This window comes from Weissella koreensis KCTC 3621 (genome assembly GCF_000277645.1).
Window position 1 is genome coordinate 18,758 of record NZ_AKGG01000011.1, and the last position, 18,287, is coordinate 37,044.

Sequence of the window (18,287 nt, forward strand, 5' to 3'; positions counted from 1 at the left end):
TTTATTATAAAATTTATTACCGTTTTCTTATTTTTATAAAAGTAATATATATTATAAAAAAAGTAATATATATTAGTAGCTTAAATATATATTACCTTCTTTATTTATTTATAAAAACTGTTTCGTTTGATAGGTGTCTTTTTTATTATTTTTTATTACGGCGTTTTTTACTTAACAATGTTCCTAATGCCAGTACACCAGCTAATAATTCTTCTTCAATAAATTTATTTTCCTGATATGCAGCATCCGTAGATGGCAATGAAGGATCTGCATTATTGTCTGAATGTGAGCCGCTCGTTGAATTACTATCTGATACTGAATCCGATGTTGAATCACTTGTCGAGTCACTCATTGATTCTGATGTTGAATCACTTTGTGAGTCGGAATGTGAGTCGCTCGTTGAATCTGATGTTGATTCTGAGTCTGACAACGAATCACTATCTGATACTGAATCACTTAATGAATTACTATCTGATACTGAATCCGATGTTGAATCACTTGTCGAGTCACTCATTGATTCTGATGTTGAATCACTTTGTGAGTCGGAATGTGAGTCGCTCGTTGAATCTGATGTTGATTCTGAGTCTGACAACGAATTACTATCTGATACTGAATCCGATGTTGATTCACTTGTCGAGTCACTCATTGATTCTGATGTTGAATCACTTTGTGAGTCGGAATGTGAGTCGCTCGTTGAATCTGATGTTGATTCTGAGTCTCATTGTCTGATACTGAATATGACGTTGAATCACTTAATGAATTACTATCTGATACTGAATCCGACGTTGAATCACTTTCTGAAGCATTGTCTGATAATGAATCCGACGTTGAATCACTTTCTGAAGCATTGTCTGATACTGAATCTGATGTTGATTCACTTTCTGAAGCATTGTCTGATAATGAATCCGATGTTGATTCACTTTCTGAAGCATTGTCTGATACTGAATCTGACGTTGATCCACTTTCTGAAGCATTGTCTGATAATGAATCTGACGTTGAATCACTTAATGAATTACTATCTGATACTGAATCCGATGTTGATTCACTATCTGAAGCATTATCTGATACTGAATCTGATGTTGATTCACTTTCTGAAGCATTGTCTGATACTGAATCTGATGTTGATTCACTATCTGAAGCATTGTCTGATACTGAATCTGACGTTGAATCACTTAATGAATTACTATCTGATACTGAATCCGATGTTGATTCACTATCTGAAACATTGTCTGATAATGAATCTGATGTTGATTCACTATCTGAAGCATTGTCTGATACTGAATCTGACGTTGAATCACTTAATGAATTACTATCTGATACTGAATCCGACGTTGATTCACTTTCTGAAGCATTGTCTGATAATGAATCCGACGTTGATTCACTCTCTGAACCATTGTCTGAATCACTTAATGAATTACTATCTGATACTGAATCCGATGTTGAATCACTTTCTGAAGCATTGTCTGATAATGAGTCTGATGTTGATTCGCTATCTGAAATATTGTCTGATACTGAATCTGATGTTGATTCACTATCTGAAGCATTGCCTGATACTGAATCCGACGTTGATTCACTATCTGAAGCATTATCTGATACTGAATCTGATGTTGATTCACTATCTGAAGCATTGTCTGATACTGAATCTGACGTTGAATCACTTAATGAATTACTATCTGATACTGAATCCGACGTTGAATCACTTGTTGATTCGCTATCTGAAATATTATCTGAATCACTTAATGAATTACTGTCAGATAATGAATCCGACGTTGAATCGCTTGTTGATTCGCTATCTGAAATATTATCTGAATCACTTAATGAATTACTGTCAGATAATGAATCCGACGTTGAATCGCTTGTTGATTCGCTATCTGAAATATTATCTGAATCACTTAATGAATTACTGTCGGACAATGAATCCGACGTTGAATCACTTGTTGATTCGCTATCTGAAATATTATCTGAATCACTTAATGAATTACTGTCGGACAATGAATCTGACGTTGAATCGCTTGTTGATTCGCTATCTGAAATATTATCTGAATCACTTAATGAATTACTGTCAGACAATGAATCCGACGTTGAATCGCTTGTTGATTCGCTATCTGAAATATTATCTGAATCACTTAATGAATTACTGTCGGACAATGAATCTGACGTTGAATCACTTTGAGAATTTGAGTGTGAGTTACTTTCGGAAATATTATCTGAATCACTTAATGAATTACTATCAGACAACGAATCAGATGTTGAATCACTTTCTGAACCATTATCAGATAATGAATCCGACGTTGAATTACTCTCTGAACTATTGTCAGATAATGAATCAGACGTTGAATTACTCTCTGAACCATTGTCAGATAATGAATCAGACGTTGAATCACTCTCTGAACCATTGTCAGATAATGAATCAGATTCACTTCCTGAGGTACTTTCGGAATCGGTACCTGGATTTTCACTGTTCGAATCTGACGTTGAATCACTTAATGAATTTGAATTTGAACCAGATTCAGAATCAGATGATAATGGCGTCCATAAGTTAATATCTGTCTTTGCACCATAGTTAGTATTTATTTGCATCATAGCATGAGAACCAAAAACATTAGATCCTACAAGTAGATTTGCATTTAATTTCCATTCGGCAACATCACCTTTATTTAAGGCAGATAGATCCATTTTCTGACCAGCATAGTACCCAGAAACCGCAGAAGTGTCTTCAGAACCAATATGTGGTTGAATCCATCCATCCGTTCTATCTCCAATTTTTGAAGCTATAACTACAACAGTTGATGAAGAAGTATATCTGTTTTCATTAAGATTATTAACTAAAACTTTACCATCTAAAGATCCAGTGTGCGAAGACCAACCAGCAGTATATGGTCCAGGAGCAACATTCATCATATCCCTATAGCCATGGTTCAAATAATATGCCGTTCTTTCATCACGATTACTTGAGTGAATTATGGTATAGTCTTTATCTGATGTCACTACTTTATTGTTTTTACTATCTGACTTAATATCATCAGAAGCTGGTATTGTTGTTGATTTTTGATTCGCTAATAATTTACTAGTGCTACTGCTACTCGCTTCTGTAGTCTTACCTTCATTTGTTTGCGCATGAACAGCTAATGGTAATGCTGCCCCCCCACTTAAAATTCCTGCCACACTGGTAATAGTGGCATAAGCCCATGACTTATTAGCTTTATATGCTTTATATCTCTGCTTTTTATCAGATTTTTTTAGTAATTTTAAATTATTTTTCTTAGACATCTCTAAACTTCCTTAATAATTATTATTATCTATTAAAATGTCTTCAAATCCTAGTTCCATGTATCTAAGCATTGCTATAAGGGTTCTTTTTATAAAAAAGCCTTCAGAAACAGCTTTTTGCCATGGCTCAATTTTCTTTAACATCAATTGATAATCTACGTCTGTCACACTTGATAATACGTTATCGATTTCATTTAGATTATCCACAACTAAACCGATTCCACGTTCCTCAATCCATTTAGCATGAGCTGTTTTACTCGAAATAATTACTGGTAAACCAGCTGCTAAATATAATGATAATTTAGTTGGATTATTATATTGCGTATAATCAACAAAATTCATATTAGATTTCTCTTTAATATTATCCGAAACAACTAGTCCAAAGCCACCATCAACACTAGCGACAATATCATCACTCGGTAATCGCCCTAACCAATCTACGCTTGGATTCCATAAAACTTTTTCTTCAACATGACGGTTATAAATCATTAATGGCGTCGATGCGTGATAATCTATTCCATTGACATCTCGACCACCTACATAGAATAACTGTTTTTTGAATTTCTTATCCTTAAGAGGACCATCATAATAGTAGTCCCAAATATGCATTGCAATCATGGGTACCATTACGCCATCCTCACGTAGACGCTTAGCTCCCTTCTCATTGGCCACTAATAATAAGTCGAATTTACGTAATTGTTTGAGCCAGAAATCATTTTCACGATCGTACTGAGCTGTTCCGTCATCAAACATCCATGTTGGAATGTCATGAACAAGAGCTACTACACGAACCCGATCTATGGACTTAGCTTGATCAATAAATTCCGATTGGAAATTAAGATAAGTCCATAGCGGAAATTGAATTACTATCAAATCACCTGGTTGCACAGGTCCTAAAACAGTATCGATAATATTTTTACGTCTATTACGATCATCCAATTGATAGTAATTACCAAAATTTATTTCCTGAAAGCCAAGTTCTTGAGCTGAGTGTGAAACATTTTTGCTGACAATTTGAATAGCATCATGTTTTTGACTGTGATTTGACACATTAAAACGGGTAATCCAATTAGTCATTTCTTCACCTCCACATCAACTTGACGATCAGTAAAACCAAGTTCTAAGTAACGAATAGCTTCAATAGCCGCTTCTTTTGCAAAGAAACCACTAGTCACTGCACGTTGCCACGGTTTTATATTTTCAACCATTTTTTGATAATCATCATCGCTTAGGTTATGAATAAGATCATCAATGTCTGAAATAGAATCAACCACAAATCCAAGACCTTGATCTTTAACCCACTGAGCATGAGCAGTATTTGGCATTGTAATAACAGGAAGCCCTGATGCCAAATATAATGACAGTTTCATAGGATTATTATATTCACCATAATGATTCATCCCCTTTAATCCACCAGTTTTAGGATAATAGAGTAATCCAAATCCACCTTCCAGTTGACTAGGAATATCATTACTATTCATTGCACCAAGTAATTGAATATAATTTGGTAATTTTTCTTTATTCCAGTTTGGTCCAATAAATTTAATTGGAATTTCAGATTGATATTCTTCAATCATGGCTGAATCAATTCCAGTTGCAACATAGTAAATTTGATCAATTCGCTTTTTTTCTTGCAATGGTCCTTGGTAAACAAAGTCAGACAGATACATGGCGATCATTGGTGTTTTAACTCCGCCCTCTGTTGCTAATCGTTTAGCCATTTTTTCATTAGCAGAAATTACTAAGTCATAACGATTCAACATCCATAGTGAGGCGTCTACAGTATAATCACGTTTCCTATTATCATGAATCCAAGAAACAATATCCCAAACAAGAGCAACAATTTTGGCTTTTCGAGTATTCTTTAGATAGTCAATATACTCAAGTTCAAATTGAGTATAATTAGTCCACATCGGATATTGAACAATTACAACATCCCCAGGTAGTACCAAACTTAAAAGCGCCTCTAAACGGTCTTTTCGAGCTGCCTCTCCCATCTCCTGTAATTCACTTGCATACATTCTTGGATAATGTAATCGTCTAAATCCAATCTGACTAATAGAATCAGCTGCCATTTGATTAGCGATAATTCCAGAAGCCCGGTTAGATACGTATTCATTATCGTCAACTTGTGTTATCCAATAGGTCATTCTTTATTGTTTTCCCTTCTAGTTATTTTTACTCAAAAAATATTTAATCTGTTTTATTTCAGAATCTGTTAAATGATAAAAACAATTTTTTTGATGTTCTAACACTGATAAATTTTTAAATTCAAATTTGTTTTTAATTTCATTTAACAACTCTTTTAAATTATTGCCGTCAGTATATACATGAATGATGCCTCCCAAAACTGATTTATCAATCAATTCTGGGACTTCTGTTATTGTTGATGGCCCACGTGAAAAAGTTATCCCTAACCTTTTCCCAACCGCTCCATTTATGGCAGGTGTCGTAAAAATAAAACTACCATGTTTCCCTAAGTGGGCTGTGACAATACGTTTATCCTTAACATTGTTAATTTCTAGATAATCAAATTTAAGCCATTTATTATTTAAATTTAGTAAGCTTATTTCATATGAAACTGCATCATCAGGATAAGTGAATTTATCGCTTAGCCCTTTTAATATAATTCCATCAATTTTTTCTTGATTGATATCATAAAAAATAATTTGTAATTGTACCGACAGTCCATTATCAGACTCCAGCTGTGCCGTTAATTTATATTTTTGACCTGATTCCAGTAAAGGTAGCGTTGGTTTAATTCCCTGTTCGATATAATTTGTTTTTGAACGCCATGTACACAATACTTTTCCTGGAGAAAACGTTTCGTTAGAAAAATAAACTTTACCATCTTCTAGATATCGTATATCAGTACCTGTTACAGCAACATCACTTAAGTTATCTGGCCAACGAGTAAAATAAATATTATTCATCACTAACCTCTTTTATTTCTGTTTCCAATTCGTTTTTATGAAAGTTACGCTTGAAATCAGCAGCCAACAAATCTTGATATTGTTTAAAAAACCAAGTATTTATTCCATTTGTATCATCATTATGTCGTCCCTCTAATCCTTTATGTAGCACTTTTGCAGTCGGGTAATTTTCTTTTAAATGCTTGAAAATTTTATTAAAAGGACGATCTGTATCTTGTAACATATAGGCAATAGCAAAAGTTGTTTTAGAAAAATCTGCAGATAAAAATAAATTCCAGAAGTCTTTATCCATTTCCAATGCACTATCTTTATTTAATTCTCCTTGAGTATGAATGATTGTATCCATTGCTAAATCCCATTCATAAGGAGAATACAATCTAGAATTTAATGCTAAATTACCAATTCCTGCTAAGGGTTTTCCTACCAAAATACCATGAGGTTCTAGCATTGCCCCATAGTAGAATGATGCATATGTTCCCATCGATAGTCCTGATAAATTTAATTGATTATTAGTAAAACCTAAATAATCTAATTTTTCTTGAATGATTTCAACTAACTGTTTTTCTAAATTTCCACCTCGATAAAAAGCTCCACCAACAATTCTTGGGTCGTATACTAACATGAAAGGTGATCCAAGACTTCCCATCATCCAACGTCCTTCGTATCCTTCTGATGGTCTAAAACCAGAAAAATATATATTCAATGGTGGCTTTAAATCTCCAACATTAAAGTAATAACCTAATTCTTCATTTCCCCGATTGGGATCAACTAAACGTTTTCCTCCTATAGCCAAAAAATTATCAGAAGATAGGTGATAACGTAAGTGAATATCACCTATCTCTAATTTGCCCCGACCTTTAGCAAATAAGGCAATATTTAGAGGAAAATTAGGAAACCCAATATTTCGATAAACTTCCCCCAAATTCAAATTTTCACCATCAAAATCCCATAAAATGATCTCGCCATCTTTTTCATAATATGCGCGGTAAAAGTATTTTATGTTTTCACCGTGCACCTTAATTTCAGCATGAAGCTGTGTTCTACCAGTTGGCCCCCATTTGTTTTTCCATAGAATAATTTCTGAGAAATCATCCCCAAAGTCACCATCAAAGATAAATTTTCCGGAACCTTTTTTTTGAATCTCACCGAAGAAGTTTTTTGATAATTCAACCATGCTGTTATCAATACTGGTTCCCCAAGGTTTAACTGCGTAGTTAACATTTAGATATTCAACGAAATTGTAACCTTGATCTAATAAATTAACCTGCATGGCGCCTTTTAAGGCTAAAACTTTACGATTTTTAACTGAAGTATTGCCTATGTCTTCATAAAAAATCTGATAACTTGGTAGGTAACGTAATATTTCCAAAGATAATTTTTCGATCTCATTTGATCCAAACAAAAATATATTTCCAGAATTATTTGGATTTTCCAATGGTATTGCTGATAATTTTTCAAAACTTTCTTCTAATTTGTACAAAGAAACATCAACATAATGAAATTCAAATTGTTGATCTAAATTTGAAATTCCTTTAATCTTTTCTCCACCAATTTGTATTAATAGTTTCGCTTTAGCCATCTATCACATCCCCCCAATCGCTCATAATTTGATCAGACGAATTTTTATTGATCATCTCCACACTTTCAACCAAAGCTTTATTCCATATCTCATTACTGTCTAGATATGTTGAAAGAACATCAAATAACTCATTGTTAGATTTAATGATGTTTCCATTTTTACCATCTTTGAAGTATATTGATGATTGAAAACTAATGAATGGAATCCCATTGCTTAATACAATTGATTCTTTAAAGGCATCATTAGTTTTTCGAAAATTAACATAAATTCGACTAATAGATAGATCTTGTTGATTAATTTTTGTTAACGATTTAAATCTATAGTCAACATGATGAATAAATGAATATGCAGTAATCATATTTTCAAAACCGTAAATGTTTTTTTAGCTGTTTCAAAAGCTTCTTTTAAATCGATAGACATCTGTCCTTCTAATTCAGCAGCAAAATAAGTTTCTATCATTTTGAATTCATCAGATGTAGTATTAATTTCCAACTCATTATTAACAAATTCCACTACTTCTTTTTTTAAAATTTCAATATCATTTTGATTTATAACATTTAAAATCAAACGTAAATCATCAAACTTCAATCGATACCTCAACATCTTATGAAATGTTTTTTTGAAATCTTTATCTACATTATCAATTTGCCAATAAATTACTCGTTCTCTAAGAGTATTACTTTGCCCTAAAGACAACTGCGTTGAAAATGTAGGAATTAAATGCGTATTAATATTTAGACCATTAATATGTTCTTGATCCAAAGTTCTTTTGAGTAGAGTAGAATCAGTAATCAAGGCTTTTGCTTGTGTTAATTCACTAATTTGCTTAATTTTATTCAATATCCTTGTTGTGAAATTACCGTAAAAAACAAAAATAATTTTTTCTGGAAACGGAAAATTTTTACTCAATGTAATTAAATAATCATTTGAAATATCTATTACAAGATAGTCAGTTTTTAAATTGAAATCTTTTAAGGCCTTTCGCAAGAACTCATTTATAATTTCTTCAATATTGCTATATGTGCGTTTATTAAAATTTTCAGATATCGTATCCACTATATTGACTTGTTCATCTTTAATTTCAAAAATGCTATTTTCTTGTTCATCATAGAAAATTCGACGTTCTAAATTCCCTGATTCATCATATAGTTTTGATGAAATGATAAATCCATAATCAGAATAAATATCGATCCGTGATCCGTTTTTCCAAAAATATTTTACCTGGTCAATAAATCCAAAACGATTAAATTTAACATTTCCGAATTTTTCATTGTTTTTATAAAGTAAAACATCATTTCGGGTATATATTTTCTCCACATCATTTGGAAGATCTAAATCATTCATTGTTAATGGCGTACCAGAATTAAGTTGTATATTTTGAATATGATGAAATATCAATTCAGACTGTTCTATATCAAATAACTTATATTCTGAATTCAAATATCTTAAAAACGGAACTAAAGTTGGTAATAAAACTTTATATTCCAAACCATTATTTCTGATATTTTTAATCATATTAAGTAAAGGTATTTTCTCAAAGCTTTTCACATCTTCAGGTAAATCAGCAATAAAATACATCATAACTATCGCCCTCCCTTTAATTTAATATTGAATAAACTATAATTGTCTTTATAGTATAGAAAATCAATATCTTGACGCACTGTATCCAAAATGGAAATTAGCACAAAGAGCATCGCAAAATAATTAGAAAAATTTGTATATATTTCATTGCCCGTCCAATAACCAATTAATAACGGAGTAATTACAACTGTTGCTAAATAAAGGCTTCCCAAAATTACAAATACAAAAACTCTTCTAGTTATATATCTTTGAGAATCATGACCAGGATTTACACCAACAATATAATCGCTTGATTCTTTTAGATCCTGAGCAATTTGTTCTGGCATAATATTTACAAATGAAAATATTATTCCCAAAATATAAATAATAATTCCATAAACTATAATTCCTCGTAAACTAGTTAATTGAAAGAAAGATAAAATAAAGTCATTTTTCCAATCTAATAGTTGCATAATATAGGAAGGCAAATACATAAATGAAGTTGCAAACATCAAAGGCATTGTCCCAGCGATTAAAATTCTAAATGCATAATAAGCATCTTTAGACCTTCGATCAATTCCTATTCGCTGAATATCAACGTGATACTCTGTTGTATATAGACCCGTAGTTATAAATACAAAAATTATAGTCACAATAATCAAAATAACTAATCTACTAGCTATCATAATGACTGACGTATAATTTGCTGAAATACTTCGAGTTACCCCTGTAATAATTCCAGGTAAAATCATAATAAAAGGTCCACCCAAACCATATTTAGAATTAATACTAGCAATCCAAGAAATTAATAATCCACCCGCGACTAAACATATAATAGTCATACTAAATACTAGAAAGTAGTTCATTTTAATCGCCTGAGATGTGACAGTTGTTTGCAAATTATATGCTAATGGTATAGATTGCAGAAAAGATAAAACAAATATTCCACGAACTTGAATCATTCCACGTTGTTCATGTGAAAATTGAGAGGCCCGATCACGATTGGCAAATAATATAATTGAAATCAAAATTGAAACAGTCATATAAGGTCCCATACCCAATGAAAACAAAGTCGCACTGCTAAATACTCCACCAGTTGTTAGAGACAGAAGATTTTGCATTGAAAATTCACTTCCAATTTGAAAGCTTATCCCATGTAACGGTATTGGAATACTTTGTCCTACAAGATATATACTCAGCATTAATATTGTAAAAAGGCTTTTTTTATTAAATCGCCATATTTTTTATTTTGTTTATCAAGATAGTCACATCCTTTTTATGGAAAACTCAATTCAATAGAACCGTCTATATTTTTTTCAATCTCTGTTAATAATAGGTTACGGAACATGTTCAACCACATTTCTTTTTCCATGTTAAAGAAACTACGACGTGCCTCTAAGGCAAATTCATTGATTGGTTTATGTTGAGCAGAACTTCGACCATCAACAATACTTTTAAGTTGTTGTAAATAATCAAGTTGATCTATCCAACCATTATCAATTGCTTTTAAAACAGTTATTTTTTTAAAGTATGCTAATTGAAGACCATTCTTAAATCGATCTAATGATTTGTCTAAAGCTTCGCTAGCAACATTGAATAGAAATAAATGAATATTTTTCTTTTTCATATTCCCAGCCAATTGGTCTTCAATATCTGCCAATTCATATGCACTTTCTACATTGTTAAAAATAAAATCAGCAACATCATGCAGCTCAATACTACGGTAATTATCTACAAAATTTGTAATCACCTCATTTAAACAGCTATTTATCAATTCATCGATAAAATCAGGATCATCAGTTAAAACTTCATTTCTTGTTCGATATATTTTTTCTCGTTGATTACTTAAAATAGTGTCAAACGCCATAGTCCGCTCTCGACCTTGTGCCTCAAGGTTTCCTACTTTTCTTTGGGCTGAGTCAATTGCATGTTTAACGATTCTTTTATCTATTGGCTGATAAAGGTCAAATTCACCTATCTCACCTTTTTCAACATTTATATCATGATATTTACGAACTCGATTACTTGTGTTTTCAACGACAATCTTATCTTCTAATGAAACTAAAAATTGACTTTCGCCTGGTTCCCCTTGACGACCTGCTCGCCCACGTAATTGATTATCAATTCGCTTGCTAGTCATTCGTTCAGTCCCAATGACTAAAAGCCCTCCATTTTCTTTTGCTTCTGGAGTCAGCTTAATGTCAGTCCCACGTCCTGCCATCGATGTTGCTAAAGTTATTGAATTAACTCCGCCTGCTTCACTGATAATTTGCTTTTCTTGTGGAGCCGTTGACGCGTTCAACAAATTATGTGGAATTCTATTTTGTAATAAAATTAAAGAATATAGTTGAGACATGCTAACCGATCCGGTCTCAATTAAAATTGGTCTTTTTTCATTAATTCCTTTTTTAACCAACTCAAGAGATTTTTCAATTTTTGCTTGATTAGTTAAATAAATTTGATCTTTTTTATCTATTCTTATCAATGGAAGATTTGTTGGTATCTCTATTACTTCTAGGTGATAAGTATCAATAAATTCTTTTTCATCTGTTTTGGCTGTCCCTGTCATTCCAGATAGACTTTTAAATTTCTTAAACAAGCTTTGATAACTCACCATCCCCAATGTCTTAGATTCTGGCGTTATTTTTAAAGACTCTTTAGCTTCAATAGCCTGATGAATACCTCCATTCAGCTTTACACCATTCATTTTTCGCCCATTTACTTCATCTAATAAAACAACTTTTCCATCATCTACTACATAGTCTTGATCACGCTTCTTTAACATATTTGCTTGTAATGCTAAGACAATATGGCGATATATATCAAAATTACGGGCTGAAAATACGGTTTCAGGGGTATTAAAATATTCTTGGAATTTTTTAATTCCTAGTGGAGAAAACCAAACTTTTTTTCTGTCTTCACTTAACTCATAATCTTCCTCATCAAGGCTATTAACAAACCAGTTACTAATCTCGAATAAACTCGATTGCACTTTTGGCGCCCCAGAAATAATAAGAGACGTCTGAGCACCATCCAGTAAAACAGCGTCAATTTCATCAATAATGGCAAAATTAAATCTTTTAACCGCTTGTTGATCTAAGTCACTCCCCAAATTGTCAAACAAATAATCAAATCCTAAGCTAGAGTGAGTCGTATAAATAATATCTGAATCATAAAGTTCTATTTTTTTATCATCATCTACGTTTACTCCTATTCCTACCGTCAAGCCTAACCATTTGAAAACTTTTCCCATTGATTCTCCGTCACGTTCAGCCAAATATTCGTTTGATGTGATCAAGAAATTACCCTTGTTACCTTGCAACGCACGAGCGTAAAGTGGCAAAGTTGCAACTAAAGTTTTACCTTCACCTGTTTTCATTTCTGCGATATTCCCAAAGAATAAAGCCAGTCCACCTAAAACCTGAACTTTAAATGGTTCCAGTCCAAGTACTCGGCGATCAGCTTCCATAATAACGGCAAAAATATCGGGCAAAATTTTTTCTAGGTTTTGACCGTTTGCTAATAATGATCTAAAAACGTTAGTCTGTGACTGAAGTTCAATGTCAACCATTCTTTTATATTTAGGTAAAACTTGATAAACCTTTTGCACAATTTTTTCATATTTTTTTAACTTAAACATTTAAAATTCACCTTATTTACTAACTAATAAAAACCGAACCACCTCATAAATTTTTGAAACTAATGCAATTAGTGTTACAGACATTATGACAGTGAAAAAAAGTGGTCGAATATATTGGAGTTTTGGAATTTTTTGTTTTTTACCATACTGATGACGCTTTTGTTCATCATTGAATTTTGTATCAATAACATTACTCAATTCATCTTTTTTCATCTAAATCCTCCATTCTATTTATAAATAATTAATTTTTAATGCTTAAAACCTGTTTATAATCAGATACCTTAGACGAAGGTCCGTTTTGTTGAATCATTTTATTGAGACTACTTCTCCATGTATTTTCACTAGACATTATGCTTGCTAAATCGTTGCATAGAGATCTAACATCATAGAAATTCAAGCTTTTATAATTTGATGATTTAACTTGGTCCATAGAAAGAATTATCATATTTTGTCGATACGCCTTTTTTAAGACATTATCAACTTTCATACCATCGTTAATATCCAAATAAATATCAGCTTTATTCATTTCTGCAGCTAATTTTTTAGGTGCTAACGATGGAATTAAATGTAGATTATTGTATTTATCACCCAAATGCTCTAGTTTAGTACTCATATTTGTATAAGCTGCAACGGTAATGTCAAGTTCATTAAATGTATTTAGAATATCTTCTAGTCCATAAAGTCGGTCACTATTTGTTAATATGAATGCCTTCTTTATGAAGGTGTTTTTCCTTGTAAATTCACCAATATCTGACAAATAATTTAAATTAACTTTTGTTGATACATATTGTGATTCAACTTGTTTCAAATGGTCTTCATTATTAAATATAATTTGTTTTAACGCCTTCGGACTGTTTAACTCTGATTCCATATTTCCAGGTATTTTTTCTCCTAATGCTTCTTGCCAAAATAATGTTGTATTAGGTTTAACAGCAACTATTTTTGCAATAAATAGCGGATAATTTAACGAGTTAATAAAAATATCATCTGGATTAATTTCTGCTTTTTCTAAAAAGAAGATAAAGAACTCTGTTAGATTGTTAAATATAATTTTTCTTTCTTTAATAATTAGTTGTATTTTATGTGTAACTAAATTTTCGATGACAACAGCCTCGCCATCCTTATAGTATTCAGTCAAATAGGGTTTACCTTCTGAAAAAAAGCTAGTGGCATAAAGCTTTCCTGAAATATTATAAAAATCTTTTTTAATTATTTTTTTAGGATCTCCATTTAAATACCAATCAACCGTATCAACTAATCGGTAACCTTTTTTACTATAATTAACGCTACCGACAACATGTCCCATATTCTCAATGTTGGCATTACTACCACTAACATGTCGTATATCATAAAATTCCGGAACCTCTACTTGATCAAAGAAAAGTCCTTCTCGTTTTTGATGATCTATTTCCATAAAAAACGAAAATGGACTTATAGCATTTTCTGGTAAGTCTCCAGCGTAATGTACAAATAAATTATTTCTAGATATACCTGCAGTCCTTAAAGAATTTAATAGTCGTTGTGTCTTTCCATCATAGTAATCAAAAATATTAATTTTCATCGCCAACCTCACGTTTTAATCCTAGTAATGCACCCCACTGCTCAGATACATTGTTTTTTAAATATTGTTTTGCCTTTTTGCGAGCAACACTTCTACCAGATATTTCCAGCTTATTACTATAGAAATCTAAAATGGCTTGCTCCAAATTAATATCTAATTCTTCAATTTCAGTCCTAGGATAGAGCACTCCATTTTGACCATTCATAATAAATTCTCGATTACCATAATCAACATCAACACCAATAATTGGCAAAGATTCTGAAATCGCTTCTAGCAGTGACAAACCAAATCCCTCCGATGTTGATGCTGAAATATATGCACCATATTGACCATAAATACCATTCATTTTTTTATGTCCTAACAAATGAACATAGTTATTAGCATCTAAATCATCAATGATATTCTGGATTAAGTTTCGTTCACCACCTTCTCCATAAATATCTAAACTTAAATCTGGTAATATTGATTTTGCTTTCACAACTGCTTTCACAATTACATCAATATGCTTTTCTCTAGCTAAACGACTTGCTGTGACCATTCGATGCGGATCATATTTTCGATTATTTATAATATTGTCAACATATCCAACAGGAATAGTTACGACATTTGTTTTGTGTTTTAATTGACTTCGTAAAACTTGGTTTTGCCTCTCCGTTGATACAATAATACTGTCAAAATATTCTGCATGATCGAAAACATATTGATAATTATTGTTCCATAGAATATGGTGGCTATCTGATAAAGGCTCATTATAATGTTCAGCATGTACTACTGACATTAATCGTGCTTTATTAGCTAGTTTAGGCAATAGGCCTTCAACAACATCTAATCCGCGATCAATTAAAATAACATCATCTGTTTTTAATTGAAGCTTATCGAAGAGCTCTTGGTAGAATTCATACTTTCCATAAAGAATTTTCCCATCAATAAATGTCGTTGATATTTGGCCCTTTTCATAATATTGTTCAAATGCTTGCTTACCATCATTTTTGAAAAAAACTCTTCGAACTAAAACACCTTTTTGATATTCTTCAAAATTATTTAAAGAATCATCATAGTGATAGACTCGAATTAAAACGCTGTTCTCCACATAATCAATTCGATCAATCATGCCTGATTTCAATAACCAAATTTTATATTCTGTATTTTTATTTTTTAAGTTAATTCGAATTGATTCATTATTTTTATGAATAATTTCATATTCATCAAGAATGGTGGCCAAAAAGTCTTCAACTCGGTATGTTGATTCATTATTTCTACGTTCACTTAAATAGTTGTAGATAGATAATATTTTGTTTTTAGGAAATTCCATCAAATCTGTATATATAACAATATTTTTAGATATATAATTCAAATATATGTAATAGTCATCTGCCTTAAGTTCTTCTAAAAGTTCACGCCGATATTTTTGGGCATACTCTACGCCGCTTGATGCAAAACCAATTCCTTTATTCACACTAAAAATTCTCATTACTTATTCTCCAAACAATCATAAATAATTCTTTTTTATGATTATGTTTTTTCGTTAATTAATATATATTCATGGTTATAAATCTTATATTCCTAGAATTATTTTCTACGACACTTCTGTATTAAATACTCTTATCTGTATATAAATTAACGTTGTGTATTAGCTTTCTAACTCCATGTTAATCTTTTATTTAATACTAATTACCCGTACCATAAACACCTCCTCCATTTATTTAAAAAATTCAGATTAACTCTACACATTCACTTCCTTAACGTCTTTTAAATATTAACAAATAGTCAATTTTATAACGTAACTAATGTTACTTACTTCACATCAAGATAAAAAATGTGGTAATTTAAAAACAAATAAAGCGCACAAAAAAATATTTTTGTGCGCTTTATTTGTTTTTAGATTATTGTAATTGTAATGTTTTAAAATAAAAAACTATGAATACAAACCTTATAATACCGCATTAATTATTCATCATTTCGTTTATAAATACAGTTAAAAAACCAGTATTATTTAGTTATTTTTATGTAAAAACCATCTATTAACTATTTAAAATACTGTTATATATTAATTTGAAGATACATCATCTAATTTTTTAATTATTAGCATAAATTAAAAAAATAAATATTTATTCAAGTAATACGTTTTAAATATCTATATTTATAAAAATAAGCATATGTTTTTTATCATTAAAAAGCAATAAAATATATTATAATTAAGATCGCTGAAAATATTGAATACATTTATTTAAAATAATGTGAAATAAATAATTTGACAATTCACTTATAACTTATTATACTAAGTAAAATTTAATTAACTTATACCTTTAATCTAGTCCGAGAGGCTTGAAAGGAATCCATAAAAGCGACTTATCACTAGCCAATTTCATGAGGCCTTCTTTTCCTTGAGGATTAGAGGGCCTTTTTTAGGAGATGTTACGTATGCATAACACAAATATTGTTCTTGGAATTCATGATCGACCAACTCCCTTGCGTTGGTTAGGCTTATCTTTTCAACATCTCTTTGCGATGTTTGGATCAACAGTCTTAGTCCCCATTTTAGTTGGTTTAAATCCTGGAATTGCATTATTCAGTTCCGGTGTTGGAACTTTAATGCATATTCTAGTAACTAAAGGTAAAATTCCCTCATATATGAGTTCGAGTTTTGCATTCATTACCCCTATGGTAGCTTTGATGCAATCTACAGGTTATCCCGCAGTTGCGCAAGGAACAATTGCCGTTGGTATTGTTTACTTAATCACTGCATTATTAGTTAGTCAAATTGGGACTAATTGGATTGATAAAGCCTTACCTCCAGTAGTTGTAGGCCCAATTATTATGGTTATTGGCTTATCCTTAGCCGGAACAGCCGGACAAAATGCGACCATGAATCACGGCCATTATGATCTTCGTTTCTTTATCATCGCTTTTGTCACCCTCTTTGTAACAATTGCATGTAATATGTTGCTGCGGGGCTTTGCAAGTCAAATTTCAATTTTAATTGGGGTTGTTACCGGTTATCTGCTATCGATTACCTTAGGTTTGGTTGATTTTTCTAGTATAATTCGAACCCCGTGGCTCCAAGCCCCCGCTTTTGAAATTCCATTTATTGCATATCAACCGCATATTTATTGGGATGCCATTTTAGGAATGGCTCCTATAGCTTTTGTAACCATGACTGAACATATGGGCCATATCGTCGTACTAAATGAATTAACGGGTGAACAATTTTTAAAAGATCCTGGTCTTCATCGTACTTTGGCCGGAGATGGGGTAGCCTCCATGGTTGCCGGATTAATTGGTGGTCCAGCGATTACTTCATATGGTGAAAACATCGGTGTAATGGCTTTAAATAAAATTTATAGTATCTACGTCGTAATTGGTGCTGCAATTTTGGCAATGCTGTTTGGCTTTGTTGGTAAGTTAAGTGCTGTGATTCAAAGTATTCCCTTACCAGTTATTGGTGGTATTAGTTTCTTATTGTTTGGAGTAATTGCTTCAAGTGGCTTACGCATCTTAATTGATAATCAAATTGATCTTAATCGAAATAGAAATTTAATGATTACGTCCTCAATTTTAGTTATTGGAATCGGGAATGCCTTCTTGCAAATTGGTGATTTTCAGTTTTCTGGAGTTGCGGTTGCTACAATCGTTGGAATTGGTTTAAATTTGGTACTGCCACAAAAAGCTGCAAGTGAACTTTAAATTAAAAAAATTTACCTAAATATATTAAGTTTGAAATAATTAAATATAAAATAAAACCAG

Annotated in this window: 14 protein-coding genes; 1 reads left to right on the forward strand and 13 read right to left on the reverse strand. The window is 31.7% G+C overall.

The window, feature by feature from the left end; all coding sequences use genetic code 11:
* Positions 1-145 precede the first annotated feature (145 nt).
* From JC2156_RS09130 to JC2156_RS03350, 13 genes are all read right to left on the reverse strand, one after another.
* Positions 146-646 (reverse strand): hypothetical protein, encoded by a 501-nt coding sequence (locus JC2156_RS09130; protein WP_006845418.1) that lies wholly within the window; start codon positions 644-646, stop codon positions 146-148.
* Positions 643-3,270: a KxYKxGKxW signal peptide domain-containing protein gene (locus JC2156_RS03295; protein WP_006845419.1), complete on the reverse strand. Its 2,628-nt coding sequence runs from the start codon at positions 3,268-3,270 to the stop codon at positions 643-645. Before JC2156_RS03295 ends, JC2156_RS09130 begins: the two co-directional genes overlap by 4 nt.
* A gap of 12 nt (positions 3,271-3,282) precedes the next feature.
* Positions 3,283-4,347 carry a glycosyltransferase gene (locus JC2156_RS03300; protein ID WP_006845420.1) on the reverse strand — a complete coding sequence of 355 codons (1,065 nt, stop codon included), beginning with the start codon at positions 4,345-4,347 and terminating at the stop codon, positions 3,283-3,285.
* A complete protein-coding gene (locus tag JC2156_RS03305; RefSeq protein ID WP_006845421.1) occupies positions 4,344-5,420 on the reverse strand; it encodes a glycosyltransferase in 1,077 nt (358 codons plus the stop codon). The genes JC2156_RS03300 and JC2156_RS03305 overlap by 4 nt, the downstream gene beginning before the upstream one ends.
* Positions 5,421-5,438: 18 nt before the next feature.
* Positions 5,439-6,203, reverse strand: coding sequence for an accessory Sec system protein Asp3 (gene asp3 / locus JC2156_RS03310; RefSeq protein ID WP_006845422.1), 765 nt, complete (start codon positions 6,201-6,203; stop codon positions 5,439-5,441).
* Positions 6,196-7,782 carry an accessory Sec system protein Asp2 gene (asp2, locus tag JC2156_RS03315; protein WP_006845423.1) on the reverse strand — a complete coding sequence of 529 codons (1,587 nt, stop codon included), beginning with the start codon at positions 7,780-7,782 and terminating at the stop codon, positions 6,196-6,198. The genes asp3 and asp2 overlap by 8 nt, the downstream gene beginning before the upstream one ends.
* Positions 7,775-8,140, reverse strand: coding sequence for an accessory Sec system glycosyltransferase Asp1 (asp1, locus tag JC2156_RS09120; RefSeq protein ID WP_006845424.1), 366 nt, complete (start codon positions 8,138-8,140; stop codon positions 7,775-7,777). Before asp1 (JC2156_RS09120) ends, asp2 begins: the two co-directional genes overlap by 8 nt.
* On the reverse strand, positions 8,137-9,363 hold the full coding sequence (asp1, locus tag JC2156_RS03325; protein WP_006845425.1) for an accessory Sec system glycosyltransferase Asp1: 1,227 nt from the start codon (positions 9,361-9,363) through the stop codon (positions 8,137-8,139). Before asp1 (JC2156_RS03325) ends, asp1 (JC2156_RS09120) begins: the two co-directional genes overlap by 4 nt.
* A gap of 2 nt (positions 9,364-9,365) precedes the next feature.
* Positions 9,366-10,544, reverse strand: a complete 1,179-nt coding sequence (locus tag JC2156_RS03330; RefSeq protein WP_081482759.1) for a preprotein translocase subunit SecY — start codon at positions 10,542-10,544, stop codon at positions 9,366-9,368.
* A gap of 74 nt (positions 10,545-10,618) precedes the next feature.
* A complete protein-coding gene (gene secA, locus JC2156_RS03335) occupies positions 10,619-12,982 on the reverse strand; it encodes a preprotein translocase subunit SecA (protein WP_006845427.1) in 2,364 nt (787 codons plus the stop codon).
* A gap of 12 nt (positions 12,983-12,994) precedes the next feature.
* The gene (locus tag JC2156_RS03340) at positions 12,995-13,195 is read right to left on the reverse strand and encodes a hypothetical protein (protein ID WP_006845428.1); all 201 of its coding nucleotides are present in this window, start codon (positions 13,193-13,195) and stop codon (positions 12,995-12,997) included.
* 28 nt (positions 13,196-13,223) lie between these two features.
* Positions 13,224-14,543, reverse strand: a complete 1,320-nt coding sequence (locus JC2156_RS03345) for a glycosyltransferase family protein (protein ID WP_006845429.1) — start codon at positions 14,541-14,543, stop codon at positions 13,224-13,226.
* The gene (locus JC2156_RS03350) at positions 14,533-16,014 is read right to left on the reverse strand and encodes a glycosyltransferase (RefSeq protein ID WP_006845430.1); all 1,482 of its coding nucleotides are present in this window, start codon (positions 16,012-16,014) and stop codon (positions 14,533-14,535) included. Before JC2156_RS03350 ends, JC2156_RS03345 begins: the two co-directional genes overlap by 11 nt.
* Positions 16,015-16,964: 950 nt before the next feature.
* Here JC2156_RS03350 and JC2156_RS03355 point away from each other — a divergent pair.
* On the forward strand, positions 16,965-18,227 hold the full coding sequence (locus JC2156_RS03355) for a solute carrier family 23 protein (protein WP_006845431.1): 1,263 nt from the start codon (positions 16,965-16,967) through the stop codon (positions 18,225-18,227).
* Positions 18,228-18,287 lie beyond the last annotated feature (60 nt).